The 14,422-nt window shown below is 71.5% G+C and carries 17 protein-coding genes; 3 read left to right on the top strand and 14 right to left on the bottom strand.

All coding sequences use genetic code 11. From position 1 onward, the window contains the following. Positions 1-15 precede the first annotated feature (15 nt). Positions 16-1,713, bottom strand: coding sequence for a 2-succinyl-5-enolpyruvyl-6-hydroxy-3-cyclohexene-1-carboxylic-acid synthase (gene menD / locus FFA01_RS10885; protein WP_146855992.1), 1,698 nt, complete (start codon positions 1,711-1,713; stop codon positions 16-18). Positions 1,714-1,768: 55 nt separating this feature from the next. After that, positions 1,769-2,128, bottom strand: a complete 360-nt coding sequence (locus tag FFA01_RS10880) for a PLD nuclease N-terminal domain-containing protein (RefSeq protein WP_146855990.1) — start codon at positions 2,126-2,128, stop codon at positions 1,769-1,771. Positions 2,129-2,237: 109 nt separating this feature from the next. Between FFA01_RS10880 and FFA01_RS10875 the strand changes: the two genes are divergently transcribed. Next, entirely contained in the window at positions 2,238-2,513 is a 276-nt protein-coding gene (locus FFA01_RS10875; protein WP_146855988.1) for a DUF4229 domain-containing protein, read from the top strand. A gap of 34 nt (positions 2,514-2,547) precedes the next feature. Here the strand turns inward: FFA01_RS10875 and FFA01_RS10870 are convergent, their stop codons facing one another. From FFA01_RS10870 to FFA01_RS10855, 4 genes are all read right to left on the bottom strand, one after another. Further along, positions 2,548-3,492: a 1,4-dihydroxy-2-naphthoate polyprenyltransferase gene (locus FFA01_RS10870; protein WP_307725050.1), complete on the bottom strand. Its 945-nt coding sequence runs from the start codon at positions 3,490-3,492 to the stop codon at positions 2,548-2,550. A 73-nt stretch (positions 3,493-3,565) separates the two neighbouring features. Continuing rightward, positions 3,566-4,696, bottom strand: coding sequence for an AMP-binding protein (locus tag FFA01_RS10865; RefSeq protein ID WP_146855986.1), 1,131 nt, complete (start codon positions 4,694-4,696; stop codon positions 3,566-3,568). Positions 4,697-4,727: 31 nt separating this feature from the next. Then, a complete protein-coding gene (locus FFA01_RS10860; protein WP_146855983.1) occupies positions 4,728-5,636 on the bottom strand; it encodes a 1,4-dihydroxy-2-naphthoyl-CoA synthase in 909 nt (302 codons plus the stop codon). Positions 5,637-5,723: 87 nt separating this feature from the next. Then, positions 5,724-6,092: a hypothetical protein gene (locus FFA01_RS10855; protein ID WP_146855981.1), complete on the bottom strand. Its 369-nt coding sequence runs from the start codon at positions 6,090-6,092 to the stop codon at positions 5,724-5,726. Positions 6,093-6,159: 67 nt separating this feature from the next. Between FFA01_RS10855 and FFA01_RS10850 the strand changes: the two genes are divergently transcribed. Next, positions 6,160-7,161, top strand: a complete 1,002-nt coding sequence (locus tag FFA01_RS10850) for an o-succinylbenzoate synthase (RefSeq protein WP_244289808.1) — start codon at positions 6,160-6,162, stop codon at positions 7,159-7,161. Between the two features lie 24 nt (positions 7,162-7,185). On the opposite strand, the gene ccsB is transcribed toward FFA01_RS10850, so the two are convergent. The 5 genes from ccsB to FFA01_RS10825 are packed head-to-tail and all read right to left on the bottom strand — an operon-like array spanning position 7,186 to position 12,059. Beyond that, positions 7,186-8,208, bottom strand: coding sequence for a c-type cytochrome biogenesis protein CcsB (ccsB, locus tag FFA01_RS10845; protein WP_371859207.1), 1,023 nt, complete (start codon positions 8,206-8,208; stop codon positions 7,186-7,188). Continuing rightward, positions 8,205-9,995, bottom strand: a complete 1,791-nt coding sequence (gene resB / locus FFA01_RS10840; RefSeq protein WP_146855978.1) for a cytochrome c biogenesis protein ResB — start codon at positions 9,993-9,995, stop codon at positions 8,205-8,207. The genes ccsB and resB overlap by 4 nt, the downstream gene beginning before the upstream one ends. Next, positions 9,979-10,782 (bottom strand): cytochrome c biogenesis CcdA family protein, encoded by an 804-nt coding sequence (locus tag FFA01_RS10835; RefSeq protein WP_146855976.1) that lies wholly within the window; start codon positions 10,780-10,782, stop codon positions 9,979-9,981. The genes resB and FFA01_RS10835 overlap by 17 nt, the downstream gene beginning before the upstream one ends. After that, positions 10,783-11,415: a TlpA family protein disulfide reductase gene (locus FFA01_RS10830; protein ID WP_146855974.1), complete on the bottom strand. Its 633-nt coding sequence runs from the start codon at positions 11,413-11,415 to the stop codon at positions 10,783-10,785. After that, complete coding sequence (locus tag FFA01_RS10825) at positions 11,412-12,059, bottom strand: histidine phosphatase family protein (RefSeq protein ID WP_146855972.1); 648 nt, start codon at positions 12,057-12,059, stop codon at positions 11,412-11,414. Before FFA01_RS10825 ends, FFA01_RS10830 begins: the two co-directional genes overlap by 4 nt. Positions 12,060-12,142: 83 nt before the next feature. Here FFA01_RS10825 and aspS point away from each other — a divergent pair, with 83 nt between their 5' ends. Next, positions 12,143-13,477 (top strand): aspartate--tRNA(Asn) ligase, encoded by a 1,335-nt coding sequence (aspS, locus tag FFA01_RS10820; RefSeq protein WP_146855970.1) that lies wholly within the window; start codon positions 12,143-12,145, stop codon positions 13,475-13,477. Between the two features lie 104 nt (positions 13,478-13,581). Here the strand turns inward: aspS and FFA01_RS10815 are convergent, their stop codons facing one another. From FFA01_RS10815 to FFA01_RS10805, 3 genes are all read right to left on the bottom strand, one after another. Then, positions 13,582-13,854 (bottom strand): glutaredoxin family protein, encoded by a 273-nt coding sequence (locus tag FFA01_RS10815; protein WP_146855968.1) that lies wholly within the window; start codon positions 13,852-13,854, stop codon positions 13,582-13,584. Between the two features lie 99 nt (positions 13,855-13,953). Continuing rightward, positions 13,954-14,052, bottom strand: a complete 99-nt coding sequence (locus FFA01_RS10810; protein WP_003792170.1) for a 30S ribosomal protein bS22 — start codon at positions 14,050-14,052, stop codon at positions 13,954-13,956. A 107-nt stretch (positions 14,053-14,159) separates the two neighbouring features. After that, positions 14,160-14,354 carry a helix-turn-helix domain-containing protein gene (locus tag FFA01_RS10805; protein WP_146855966.1) on the bottom strand — a complete coding sequence of 65 codons (195 nt, stop codon included), beginning with the start codon at positions 14,352-14,354 and terminating at the stop codon, positions 14,160-14,162. Positions 14,355-14,422 lie beyond the last annotated feature (68 nt).

Here is a 14,422-nt window from a genome sequence, read left to right as displayed (position 1 = left end):
TACGGCGGACGACGGTCAGCGGACCAAGGGCACCTCGATCAGCACGGGGGCGTCCCATCGGCGGGCGAGGTCGCGGTCGAGCTCGGCACGGGTCCCTGCTCGGGAGTACCGCCAGCCGTAGGCCGCGGCCAGAGACGAGAGGTCGACGCTCTGGGGAGTGAACTGCACCCGGCGCATCGCGTCCGCCGGGGCCGAGCCGGCCACCTCGAGGCCGTCGAAGATGGTCCCGCCGCCGTCGTTGCCCACCACGACCTGCAGACGCGGGCGGACCTCGCCGTCGCCGAACAGCAGGGAGCCGACGTCGTGCAGCAGCGTGAGGTCGCCGAGCAGCACGCGGGTCACCCCGGGCCGGGAGTCGTCGAGCTGACTGGCGAGGGCGATGCCGGTGGCCGTCGCGACCGTGCCGTCGATCCCGGCGAGGCCGCGGTTGGCGTGCACGGGGATGCGCTTGCCGGGCACGACCTCGTCGACCTCGCGGATGAGGCGCGACGCGCCGAGCACGAGGCGGTCGTGGGGCCAGGTCACCCGCCAGATCGCCTCGGCGAGGGCGCGTCGGGACACCTCGCGACGCAGCAGCGCCACCTCGCCCCGGAGGAACGCCGCCCGTTCGGCGGGCTCCTCGGACGTCGCGGCCTCGAGATCGGGCGCGGCCTCGTGGTCGCCCACGACGCCCCGGCCCGCCTGGACCCATCGACCGACCCAGGCGCGGTGCGCCCGGTCGTCGGCCGACGCGGCGCCGTCGGCGACGACGTCGACGGCGTCGACGACCAGCGCGGACCGGCTCGGGTCGTAGGCCTCGGGAGCGGCGCCCCGCACGACCACGACCTCGACGTCGTCGCGGCGGAGGAGAGCCGGGACCTGCCGGGTCAGGGTCGGGTGCCCGAAGACGACGACCCGTCGGACGGCGCCGCCGAACGCGGCGTCGCCGAGGAGCTCGCGGTAGCCGAGAGCCAGCTGGGGTCCGAAGTGGGCGCCGCTCGAGACCTCGGCGACGAGAGGTGCGCCCAGGGCGCGGGCCACCCGTTCGGCCTCGTCGGTCGCCGCGTGCCCGGCGACGACCAGCGTCGCCGGTTCGGCGTCGACGGGCAGCCGCACCCGGGACGACGGGGAGGCGCGGGGCACCTCGTCGGGTCGGGCCTCGGGCAGTGCCGTGACGGGTGCCGACAGGGGCTCTCGGAAGGCGACGTTGATCTGGACGGGACCCGGCGCGGGCAGCTCGGCGGGATCGGACCCGCCCCCGGCCGACGGGTGCCCCAGAGCGGCCGCGACCGTGTCTCGGGCGAGGGTCGTCACGGCCTCGACGTCGACCGGGCCCTCGAGAGGCGCCTCGACGTCGTGGACGGTGGACACCGCCCGACCGAAGAGGCCGGGCTGATGGGTCGTCTGGTTCGAGCCGATGCCGCGCAGCTCGGTGGGGCGGTCGGCCGTGAGGAGCACGAGGGGGACGCCCGAGTGGTAGGCCTCGAGCACCGCCGGATGCAGGTTGGCGACGGCGGTGCCGGAGGTCGTGATGAGTGCGACGGGAGATCGCGTCTCGACGGCGAGGCCGAGCGCGAGGAACCCCGCCGACCGCTCGTCGATCCGCACCCGGAGCCGGACGCGGCCGTCGGCCTCGAATCGCGCTGCGGCCAGGGCCAGGGCCTGCGACCGCGAACCGGGACTCAGCACCAGGTCGCGGACTCCGGCGTCGATCAGGGCCGCGAGGAGGGCCACCGCGTAGTCCGTGGCCGCGCTGCCCGAGCCGGACGGCGAGGCCGTCGCCTCGCCGCTAGGCGGGACCGGTCTTGTCGTCTTCGTCGAGGTCGGAGAGTTCTTGCTCGAGGCGTCGGATGCGTTCGTCGGTCGTCTCCCGGTCGAGGTCGCTGATGGTCGACGCGGAACGACCCGAGAACTCGGGGTCGTCGTCGGGTGCGACGAAGCGGCGCTGGTCGCGCTGACCCGTCTTGCGTGCCCTGCCCAGGACGAACCAGAGGACGGCACCGATGACCGGCAGCACGATGATGATGATGGCCCAGAGAGGCTTGTTGAGCGCCCGGAAACGGGAGTTCTCGGCGAACAGGCAGTCGATCAGGGCGTAGATGATGAAGGCAGCGGCGATCACGATGCCGACGACGAACAACCTCACCATTCCTCGACTATAGGCCGCGCCCCGGTGCGGTTCCTGATGGTGGGCCGTGCCGAGGCGCCGCCGTGCCGCACCCGGTGGGAGCACGGGATCACGCGCGTAGACTCGCCGGGTGAAACCCTGGGTCAAGTACACGTTCGTCCGTCTCGGCATCTTCGCGGTGGCCCTGGCGGTCCTCCTCGTGCTGCGCATCGACCCGTACCTCGCGACGATCGTCGCGGCCGTCGTCGGCCTGTGCGTCTCGTACATCTTCTTCGCGCCCCTGCGCCGACGCGTGGCCCTCGACCTCGCCGAGCGTCGGGCGACCGCCGACCCGCGGCACGGCGACGACGTCGCCGAGGACGACGAGATCACGCGCGCCGACGACGAGCGCTCGGCGTCGAGCTAGAACACCTCGGGTCAGGGCGCCCGGACCCGGAGGGCTAGAAGTACAGCACCGCCGAGAGCGCCAGCGCCCAGAGCAGCGCGGTCAGCGACGACAGCTGCAGGGCGAGGATCAGCTCTCTCGGGGTGCGCCCCGTGACGCCGATGATCGCGGCGGGCACGGCCGTGATGAGGGTGAAGTAGACGTACGGCGCGTCGAAGTACAGGAACCCGAAGTACGCCAGGATCAGGAACGGCAGCAGCAGGAAGAGCGCGTACAGCGCTCGCGCCACCGGATCGCCGACCACCACGGCCAGCGTGCGCTTGCCCGCGGCCGCGTCCTGCGTGATGTCGCGGATGTTGTTGACCATCAGGACGGCGCAGGCGAACAGCCCCGCGGCCACACCCGCGACCCACGCGTCGGCCGGGAAGCGGCCCAGCTGCACGAACGTGGTGCCGACGGTGGCGACGAGTCCGAAGAACACGAAGACGAAGACCTCGCCGAGGGCGTTGTAGCCGTAGGGGCGCTTGCCGCCGGTGTAGAACCACGCGGCGACGACGGCGGCCGCACCGACCGCGAGGAGCCACCAGTGGCCCGAGAGCACGACGACGACCACGCCGGCGACGGCGGCCACGGCGAAGGCCGCCAGCGCGACCCGCAGGACCGTGCGCGGACGGACGCTGCCCGACCCGGTCAGCCGCGACGGTCCGACCCGGAACGCGTCGGTCCCGCGGATGCCGTCGGAGTAGTCGTTGGAGTAGTTGACGCCGATCTGGAGGAACACCGCGACGACGAGGCAGAGGACGGCGAGGAGGAGGTCGCTGCGGCCGTTGGCCTCGGCGACGCCGGTGCCGAGGGCCACCGGAGCGATCCCGAGAGGCAGGGTGCGCAGACGCGCTCCCCCGATCCAGTCGCGCGCGGTCGCGCGCCGCACGGGCTGTCGCCCGGGTCGCCCGCCGGGACGTCCACCGCGCCGGGCCTTGGTTGCCTTCGTCTTCGCCACGGCGACGATTCTAGTTCGTCCGACCGGGCCGCCCCGCGACGACGGCCGCCGCGGAGCCCTCGACGCCCGGCCGTCAGGGAGCGACGAGTCGCTCGAGCGCCCGCCGATCGGGCTTCCCGCTCGGCAGGGTCGGCGACTCGGCGACGACCACCACCCGATCGGGTGCCGCCGCGCGTCCGGCCCGAGCGCCGATGGCCGCGCGGAGCTCGGCCAGATCGGGCTCCCGCCCCGTCGTCACCACGACGGGCACCTCTCCCCACCGGGGGTGACTCGCCCGGACGACGACGGCCGTCTCGAGACCCGGCCGTTCTCGCACGAGCCGTTCGACCAGACCCAGCGAGACCTTCTCCCCTCCCGACACGATGACGTCGTCGAGCCGACCGGTCACCGACACGGCTCCGTCGACGTCGATCGCCCCGGTGTCGCCGGTCCGGTACCAGCGCACGCCGCCCCGGGTCGAGAACGCCGCCTCCGTCCGAGCCGGATCGTCGAGATAGCCGTCCGCGAGGGATGGCCCGCTCAGTTCGATCTGACCGTCGACGATCTCGACGCGGGTCCGACCCACCGGGACGCCGTCGTACACGCAGCCTCCGCTCGTCTCGCTCGAGCCGTAGGTCCGGACGATCGCGACCCCGACCGCTCTGGCGCGCGCGATCAGCGGGGCCGGTGTCGCCTGTCCGCCGACCAGGACGGCCGAGAACCGGGCGAGCGCGGCGGCGACGGCCGGCTCGGCCTCGGCGGCGTCGAGCAGGGCGGCCAGCTGGGCCGGTACGAACGAGGTGTACCGGATCGGGTGCTCGAGCCGGGCGACGGCGCCCACGAAGTCGACGGGGTCGATGTGCCCGGAGGCGAGCATCACGGGCTCCGTGCCGCTCGCGATCGAGCGGACGAGGACGTTGACTCCGGCGATGTAGTGCGTCGGCAGCGCGAGCAGCCACTGTCCGGGCCCGGCCAGCGACTGGTCGGCGGCCGCCGCTCCCGCGAGGACCGCGTCGGCCGAGAGGGCGACGCGCTTGGGGCGGCCGGTCGAGCCGCTGGTCTCGATGACCAGGGCGACGCTCTGCGGGACGGTCGACGGGAGGTCCTCCGGCACGTGACCGTCGATGCGCGGCGCGACGGCGGGACCACCCGCCAGGGCGACGCGGAGGGCGGCGAGCACGGCGGCGGGGTCTCGCGCGTCGACGGCGAGCAGGGGGCGGGTCATGCGCCGTGCCTCCTCGGCGCCGATCGCGTCATCAGTACTGCCAGGGGAACGGCGACCAGTCGGGTTCGCGCTTCTCGAGGAACGAGTCGCGCCCCTCGACGGCCTCGTCGGTGCCGTACGCCAGGCGGGTCGCCTCGCCGGCGAACACCTGCTGACCCACGATGCCGTCGTCGGTGGCGTTGAAGGCGAACTTGAGCATGCGGATCGCCGTCGGCGACTTGGTGAGGATCGTCCGGGCCATGGAGAGGGCCTCGCGCTCGAGGTCGGCGTGCGCCACGACGCGGTTCACCGCGCCCATCTCGTAGGCGCGGTCGGCGCTGTACTCCTCGGCGAGGAAGAACACCTCGCGCGCGAACTTCTGGCCGATCTGCTTGGCGAAGTAGGCGCTGCCGTATCCGGCGTCGAACGAGCCGACGTCGGCGTCGGTCTGCTTGAAGCGACCGTGCTCGCGGCTGGCGATCGTCAGATCGCAGACGACGTGCAGCGAGTGACCGCCGCCCGCGGCCCAGCCGGGGACCACCGCGACGACCACCTTCGGCATGAACCGGATCAGGCGCTGGACCTCGAGGATGTGCAGCCGCCCGGCCGACGCGGGATCGGCGACGTTCGCCTGGTCGCCCTCGGCCTTGTAGCCGTCGCGACCGCGGATGCGCTGATCTCCGCCGCTGCAGAAGGCCCAGCCGCCGTCCTTCGCGCTCGGACCGTTTCCGGTGACGAGCACGACGCCGATGCGGCTGTCCATCCGCGCGTGGTCGAGCGCGCGGTAGAGCTCGTCGACGGTGTGGGGACGGAACGCGTTGCGCACCTCGGGGCGGTCGAACGCCACCCGGGCGATCCGCCCGTCGATGCTGTGGTGGTACGTGATGTCGGTGAGACCGCCGAACCCGTCGACCTCTCGCCACTCGGTCGGGTCGAACAGGTCGGAGACGGCGTCGCTCATGCGCTCCAGCCTACGACCGACCGCCGGACGAGGGAGGCGCGGCGCCGGCGGACGGGGCACGGTCGCCCGGTCGCCCGGCCGCCCGGATCAGAACGAGGGCAGCAGCCGGCCCAGCAGGTAGACGAGCACGAACGGATTGGACAGCACGCTCAGCAGCACGGCCGCGACCGCGTATCCGCGCCCCCGGCGGAGCGCGACGGCGACCAGCGCGAGGACCCCGACGACGATCGACGCCAGCATGGTGACGAGCGCGATCGACGCCGCGGGGGTGACCTGGTCGGCGGCCAGCAGGGCGACGGCGATCCCGTCGAGCGCGAGCAGCACGAGCGAGAGCACGAGGACCACGACGCCCAGGCGTCGACTCGTCGCCGGTGCGGCGGCGGCGTCGTGGCTCTGGTCGTCGAAGATCCGCAGACCGTCGGACTGCTCGGTCGGTTCGTTCTCGGATTCGGCCATGGAGCCCGACCCTACCGAACCGGACGGGCTGCGCGGGGTCCGGCACGCGCGGTGCGAGACTGGCCGCGTGCCGAACCCGAGCCCCGTCCCGCTGCCCTCCGTCGACGAGCTGCTGCGCGACGCCCATGTCGTCCGCCTGCCGCTGAGGACCCGGTTCCGCGGGATCGACGTCCGTGAGGCGCTCGTCGTCGAAGGGCCTCGCGGCTGGACCGAGTTCAGCCCCTTCGTCGAGTACGGCGCCGACGAGGCGGCCGCCTGGCTGGCGGCCACGATCGACTTCGGATGGGGTCCCGATCACGCGATCCGCGCCTCCCGGGTGGCCGTGAACGCGACGCTCCCGGCGGTCGGCCCGGACGCCGTCGCCGGTGTGCTCGCGCGCTACCCCGGGTGCCGCACGGTGAAGGTCAAGGTCGCCGATCGGGGCCAGACCCTGGCCGACGACGTCGCGCGCGTGGCGGCGGCCCGGGCGCACGTCGGCGCGGAGGGCCGCGTCCGCATCGACGCGAACACCGCGTGGACCGTCGAGGAGGCCGAGGAGGCGCTGATCGCCCTGGCCCCGTACGGCCTGGAGTACGCGGAGCAGCCCTGCGCGTCCGTCGAGGAGCTCGCCGAGCTGAGACGCCGCACGGCCGGGCTCGGCGTCCCCATCGCCGCGGACGAGAGCGTCCGCAAGGCGTCCGACCCGCTCGCCGTCGCCCGCGCGGGCGCGGCGGACCTTCTCGTGATCAAGGCCCAGCCGCTCGGCGGGGTGACGGCGGCCCTGGGGATCGTGGCGGCCGCGGGCCTGCCCGTCGTCGTCTCGAGCGCCCTCGACACCTCGGTGGGCCTCAGCATGGGCGCTCATCTCGCCGCGGCGGTCCCCGACCTGCGGCACGACTGCGGCCTCGGGACGGCGGCTCTCCTGGCGGCCGACGTCACGCGTGAACCGCTGCTGCCCGTGGACGGCGCGATCGACGTGCGACGCGTCGCCGTCGACGTCGATCTGCTCCGCCGCCACGCGGCGTCCGACGAGCGCCGCGACTGGTGGTTCGACCGGGTCCGCTCCTCGTATCGGGTGCTCGCCGCCTGACGGCCGGCGTGCGACCGGCCGGGATCAGAGACCCGAGTACGCGTGCAGGCCCTTGAAGAACACGTTGACGACCGAGAAGTTGAACATGACCGCGGCGAACCCGATGATCGACAGCCACGACGACCGCGAACCGCGCCAGCCGCGGGTGGCCCGGGCGTGGATGTACCCGGCGTAGAGCACCCAGATGATGAAGGTCCAGACCTCTTTGGTGTCCCAGCCCCAGTAGCGTCCCCAGGCGCGCTCGGCCCAGACCGCGCCCGCGATCAGCGTGAAGGTCCAGAGGACGAAGCCGACGAGGGCGACGCGATAGGCGAGATCCTCGAGGCGAGCGGAGCCCGGAAGGGTCTGCATGAACGAGAGGCCGGCGAGCTTCGCCTGCTCGCGTCGGGCCTGGATCAGCTGCACGATCGACAGGCCGGCCGCGATGGCGAAGAAGCCCGTGCCGATGATGGCGACGAGCACGTGGATGACCAGCCAGGCCGACTGCAGGGCGGGCTGGAGCGGCACGACGGCCACGTAGTAGTTGACGGTGCCGATCGCGAGCAGGATGAGATTGAGCCCCATCACGTACGCGCCCAGGAACGACACGTCGACGAACAGTTTCACGACCAGGTAGACGCCCACGATGATCGCGGTGCCCGTCAACGAGAACTCGAACATGTTGGCCCACGGCACGCGCTCGGCCGCGACGCCGCGCATGACGACGGAGGCGACGTGCACCGCCAGCCCCAGGACCATCATCGCGGTGGCGACGCGCTCGAACGTCGAGGGCCGCCGCGCTCCGCCGTCCGTCGCGGAACCGGCGGACGAGCCGCCGCCCGGGGCGCCGGTCGCGGGCCGATCGAGCAGGATGGTGCGCGAGCCGCCGTCGCCGGTCGCCGACACGCTGGCGCTCGGCGCGGGCGCCCGCTCGCTCTCGGAGGCCGCGAGCTGCGCGTCGCCGGACCGCTTCGCCAGATCGAGGGCGAAGGTCACGAACGAGATCGTGTAGATGGCCATCGCCGAGTACACGGCGACGAGCGAGTAGTAGGCGAGATCGGCGGTCACGAGGAGAGCTTACGTGCGTCGGACGCCGACCGGGGATCGTCATCTCTCGACGTCGAACCGGATGACCCGGCGTCGGTGTCGCGGGACGCGGCCGCCCGAGCCGCGTCGGCCGGGACTCCCAGACCGGTCAGATGGGTGCGCGTGATGTCGCCCACGGCCCGCTCGAGGGTCGGGTCCTCTCCGCGGGCGAGACCGGCGTACTCGAGGACGATGCCCGAGCCGGTGTCGCGGGCCTTCACCCAGACGCGCCGCCTCGGGACGAAGAGCGCCGTCAGGAGCCCCGCGAAGCTGAGGCCGGCGAACAGCAGCACCCAGAGCTGCGACGGGTCGTGGTGCACGTCGAGCGACGCGAACCGCTTGACGTCGTCGAACGAGACCGTGCCGAGCCCGTCGGGGAGGTCGGCCGTCTCGCCGGGCGACACGCGGATGGCGCTCGTCTCGGCATCGGCTCCGGCGATCTCGGTCAGGCCCACCGTGTCGAGGGCGTAGACCGAGCGCGGCACGCCGTCGTCGAGGCCGAGATCGCCCGTGTAGACGTTCAGGCTGAGCACCGGGTTCAGCGTGTCGGGGTAGCTCGAGTCGAGCATGCCGGACGCCGTGTCGACCGCCGAGGGATAGAAGAAGCCGATCATGCCGAGCTGCTCGGGCACCGCGTCGGGCACCTTGATGACGCCCTGCGACGTCAGGTTGGCGTTCTGCGGCAGGAACGGCACGGTGTCGCGGAAGGCGACGTCTCCGTTCGCGTCGCGCACCGTCACGTCGACCGCGTAGCCGTTCCCGAGCAGGTAGACGTTCGAGTCGCCGATCGCCAGCGGGCTGTTCACCTTGATCTGGGCCGTCGACTCGTCGCCGCCCTGCGTGCGCGTGGTGACGTCGGCCGTGTAGTCGAGGGCCTGACCGAGCGCCTGCTGGTTCTTCTCCTCGTACTCGGTCGTGAACTCGTCGAGCGTGATGCTGTACGGCGACAGCTGCGAGTCGTCGAACCAGCGCCCGGGGTTGAAGGAGTCGTACGAGCCCAGCACGTTCGTGAACGTCTGCCCCTCGACGACGACCCGCTGCCCCGTGTAGCCGAAGCCCCCGCCGATCCCGACGGTCAGCAGCACCCCGACCAGCGCCGCGTGGAAGATCAGGTTGCCGGTCTCGCGCAGGTAGCCGCGCTCGGCGCTGACCGAGTCGCCGAAGACCTCGGTGCGGTAGCCGGCGCGCTTGAGCTGCGCACGCGCCGACTCGACGGCGGCGGAGGCGGTGATCGAGGGCCCGCCCGTGCCTCCTGCGGTCTGGTCGATCGTGATCGTGCGGTAGCCGGCCAGACGGGACAGCCGCGCGGGGGTCCGGGGCGGCCGCGCGCGGAGCGCCTCGAAGTGGTGCTTCGTCCGCGGGATGATGCAGCCGATGAGCGAGATGAAGAGCAGGAGGTAGACGGCGGAGAACCACGGCGACGAGTACGTCTCGAAGACGCCGAGCTTGTCGAGGATCGGGAACAGGTCGGGGTTGTCGGTGCGGAACTGCACCACGCCGTTGGGGTCGGAGGTCCGCTGCGGCACGAGCGACCCGGGGATCGCGGCGACGGCGAGGAGCATCAGCAGGAAGAGCGCGGTCTTCATGCTGGTGAGCTGCCGCCAGAAGAACCGCAGATAGCCGACGGGGCCCAGGCGGGGCTGCGTGACGCCGGCGCGGTCGCCCTCGACGGGGACCGAGTCGATGTGGTCGCTCGGCCGGAGCGGGTCGGCCGAGACGTCGGTCTCGTCGGCCGAGGTCGTCGGGTCGCGGTCAGACGATCGTGCCATAGCCCGCGATCACCGCCCCGAGACGGGACATCAGATCGGACCAGAGGCCCGTCACCATGAGGAGGCCGATGACGATCAGGATGGAACCTCCGACGATGTTGACGACACGCATGTGCCGCTTGACGAACGAGATCGATCGGGACGCCCAGCCGAAGCCGAGCGCGACGAGCAGGAACGGGACGCCGAGACCGACGCAGTAGAACAGGCCGAGCAGCACGCTCTGCGTCAGCGACGCCGAATCGAGCGACATGGCCGTGATCGCGGCCAGGGTGGGGCCGATGCACGGCGTCCAGCCGATGCCGAACACGATGCCGAGCAGAGGCGCGCCCGCGAGTCCGGTGGCCGGTGTCACCGAAGGCTTGAGAGTGCGCTGCAGGAAGCTGAACTGGCCCACGAAGACGAGTCCGAGCACGATGACGATCACGCCCATCAGGCGGACGATCAGGTCGCGCCACTGGATCAGCCAGAAGCCGGCGGCGGCGAATGCGAGGTTCGCGCCGACGAAGACGACCGTGAACCCGCCGATGAACAGCAGCACGCCGATCACGACCCGTCGGCGATCGCGCCGGGCCGCCGTCGCCACGGCGTCGGGCGTCGGTGCGGCGGATCCGTGGGCGACGGGTGCCGACCGTCCGGTCAGCCCGCCGACGTAGCCGAGGTAGCCGGGGACGAGCGGCAGCACGCAGGGCGACAGGAACGAGATGAGCCCCGCGAGCAACGCCACGGGGAGCGCGACGACGAGCTGCCCGCCCACCACCGCCTCGAAGAACGGGTTGCCTTGGTACACCTAGGCCTTCTCGGCCAGGGTGTCGGAGACGAGGGTGTCGAGGATGCTCGGGCCGTCGAGACCGCCGAGGATGCGCGCGGCGATCCGCCCCTGCTGATCGAGCACGATCGTGGTCGGCACCGAGTTCGGGGCGATCGTGCCCGCGAGGGCGAGCTGCACGGCGCCGTCGTTGGTGTCGACGACCGAGGGGTAGCTCACGCCGAAGGTGCGGGCGAAGGCCAGCGAGGTCCCGGCCTGGTCGCGCACGTTGACGCCGACGAACTGCACGCCCTGGTCGGCGTAGTCCTGGCTGATCTGCTCGAGGTCGGGGGCCTCGGCGCGGCACGGCGGGCAGCCCGCGTACCAGAAGTTGAGGACGACGACGTCGCCGTCGTAGTCGGAGCGGGAGAGGGTGTCGCCGGTGTCGGTCTCGCTCGTGAAGTCGACCGGGTCGCCCCGGTCGTCGGGTGCGATCTCGGTGACGGTGCCGCTGCCGGAGATGTAGTTCTCGGTCGTGCCGTCGCCGAAGTTGGCGGCGAGGTCGTCGTTCTGCGTGACGCAGCCGGTGAGCGCGAGCCCGACGACGGCGGCCCCGGCGAGGGCACGCAGCACGAGCGACGGACGACGGGCGTGGGGGGACTTACGGGTGGTCACACGGCTCCCAGGTCGACGGCGGAATCGAGCAAGTCTTGCGCGGGATCCTGATAGCCGACCTCGACGAAGCGGTCGCCGCGGCGCTCGAGGCTCGTGACGCTCGAGAGGGAGCACCGTCGGCGGCGGGGATCGTGGAACAGACGCGCGCCGGTCACGCTGCGGTGCACCATCCAGATGGGCAGCTGGTGGCTCACGAGGACGACGTCCCCGGAGTCGACGGAGGCCCAGGCGTCCTCGATCGCCGACAGCATGCGGGCCGCGATGCTCACGTAGGCCTCGCCCCAGCTCGGCTTGAGCGGGTTGACGATCCAGGGCCACTCCGCCGGGACGGCCAGCTGCTTCGCGATCGTGAAGTCGGAGCGACGGCCCTCGTACTTGTTGGTCGGCTCGATCAAGCGCTCGTCGAGGGCCACGGTGAGACCGAAGGTCTCCGCCCACGGCGCCGCCGACTCGCGTGTGCGCTGCAGCGGGCTCGCCACCACGGCGGTCACGGGAGCCCCCTGTTCGTGGAGCATGGCCGCGGACGACGCCGCCATGCGATGACCGAGCTCGCTGAGCCCGAAGCCCTCGAGTCGACCGTAGAGAACGTGCTCGGGGTTGTGCACCTCGCCGTGACGGACGAGGTGGATCTGCTGCGCGGGCATGCCCTCCAGTGTAGGTCGGGCCCCGGCACACACCTCCCACACGGGAACCGCAAAGATCGGGCCGCACTGTAATGTCGAGCCTCGTGATCGAACGCACCCTCATCAAGGACCTCTCGCCCCTCCCCGACGGCACCGTGACGGTGGCGGGATGGGTCGATACCGTCCGTGACCAGAAGAAGGTGCAGTTCGTCGTGCTGCGCGACGAGTCCGGCGCCGTGCAGCTCGTCCGGCCGCGCACCGCAGCCGACGTCCTGGCGGCGAACGGCGAGGTCGACGAGATCGCCGACGCGATCTCGGGGCTCTCGCAGGGCAGCTTCGTCACGGTGACGGGTGAGCTGAAGCACGACGAGCGCGTCAAGCTCGGCGGCATCGAGGTCAGGATCGAGACCCTCGTCGTCGACGGCGCGGCCGACCCCGAGACTCCCATCGCGGCCGACAGCGGGATCGACAAGCGCATGGACTGGCGGTTCCTCGACCTGCGCGTGCCGCGCAACGCCCTCATCTTCCGGGTGCAGACGACCTTCGAGCACGCCATGCGCAGCTACTGGGTCGAGCGCGACTACATCGAGGTGCACACGCCCAAGATCATGGCGTCGGCGAGCGAGTCGAACGCCGAGCTCTTCAAGGTGGACTACTTCGAGGGCAGCGCGTACCTCGCCCAGAGCCCCCAGTTCTTCAAGCAGATGGCCCAGGCCGCCGGCTTCGGCAAGATCTTCGAGATCGCCCCCGTGTTCCGGGCCGACCCCTCGTTCACCTCGCGTCACGCGACCGAGTACACCAGCGTCGACGCCGAGATCAGCTACGTCGACAGCCACGAGGACGTCATGGCCATGCAGGAGGAGCTGCTCGTCGCCGCGTTCACCGCCGTGGTCGAGAAGCACGGCGCCGAGATCAAGGAGCTCTTCGACGTCGACGTGACCGTGCCCACCACGCCGTTCCCGCGGATCCCCCTCGCCGAGGCCAAGCGCATCGTGGCCGAGCGCGGATACGTCGTCCCCCGGGCCGACGCGGACATGGACCCCGAGGGCGAGCGGCAGATCGCGGCCTACGTCGCGGAAGAGTTCGGCCACGAGTTCGTGTTCCTGACCGACTACGACGCTTCGATCCGGCCCTTCTACCACATGCGCCACGACGACGACCCGCAGCTCACCAAGAGCTACGACCTCATCTACAACGGCACCGAGATCACGACCGGCGCCCAGCGCGAACACCGCGTCGACGTGCTCGAGGCCCAGATCCGCGAGAAGGGCATGAAGCCCGAGGAGCTCGGCGGCTACCTCGACTTCTTCCGCTACGGCGCCCCGTCGCACGGCGGCTTCGGGATGGGACTCGCGCGCGTGCTCATGCTCATGCTGCACCAGCCGAACCTGCGTGAGGTCACGTACCTGTTCCGCGGCCCGACCCGCCTCACCCCGTAGGGCGGCTCCGGTCGGACACCTCGTCCCGTGCAGCGCACCTCGACTCGTCGTGGCGCGGTGCACGGGACGAGGTGTTCATCGGCCGGACGACCTCACGGTCGCGATCAGACGGCGTTCGTAGCCCGTCGCAGGGCCGTGCGCAGCCGTTCGGGCTCGACGCGCCAGATCGTGTGCACCCGTCCGTCGATCATCACGACGGGGATCTCCTCGGCGTACTCGTCGTTCAGAGCGGCGTCGTCGAGGATGTTCTTCTCCTCGTAGGCCGGCACGGCGCCGTCGAACTCCGGTTCGGCCAGGACGGCGTCGAGCGCCGCCCGCGCCTGATCGCAGAGGTGGCAGCCGGGCTTGGTGACGAGCGTGATTCGAGGTGCAGACACGCCGACCAGGGTAGCGCGTGACGCTCGGCGCAGGATGCTCCCGGCACGACGAAGCCCCCACCGACCCGAGGGGCGGTGGGGGCTTCGACGTGGAGCGACTTACTTCTTGTTGCGACGCTGGTGACGAGTCTTGCGAAGCAGCTTGCGGTGCTTCTTCTTCGCCATGCGCTTACGACGCTTCTTGATGACAGAACCCATAGAGGACCTCACTGATTTCTGGATTGGACCGACCGGGTCCGAAACAGAACCGCGGAAAAATACCTCGGGGCAGTCTACTAGGACGACCCGAGAAAGTCGAAGTCGGGTCAGCCGACGTCGGCGACCCCGGTGCGGAGCACGGCCGAGACGGCGGATTCCGGCACGCGGAAGGAGCGTCCGAACCGGATGGCGGGCAGCTCTCCGGAGTGGACCATGCGGTACACGGTCATCCGCGACACCCGCATCATGTCGGCCACCTCGGCCACCGTGAGGAACCTCACGTCCGACAGGTCGTCCGCCATGTCTCCCCCTCGTCTCGGCCCCGGACCACCCGGGGCGTGACGGCACGCGGGCGTCGCCCGTGTGCCTG

Origin of the sequence: Frigoribacterium faeni, from assembly GCF_007988805.1 — a bacterium.
GTDB lineage: Bacteria > Actinomycetota > Actinomycetes > Actinomycetales > Microbacteriaceae > Frigoribacterium > Frigoribacterium faeni.
Note: the sequence above shows the minus strand (reverse complement) of the source record. Positions and strands in the feature narration are given on the sequence as shown.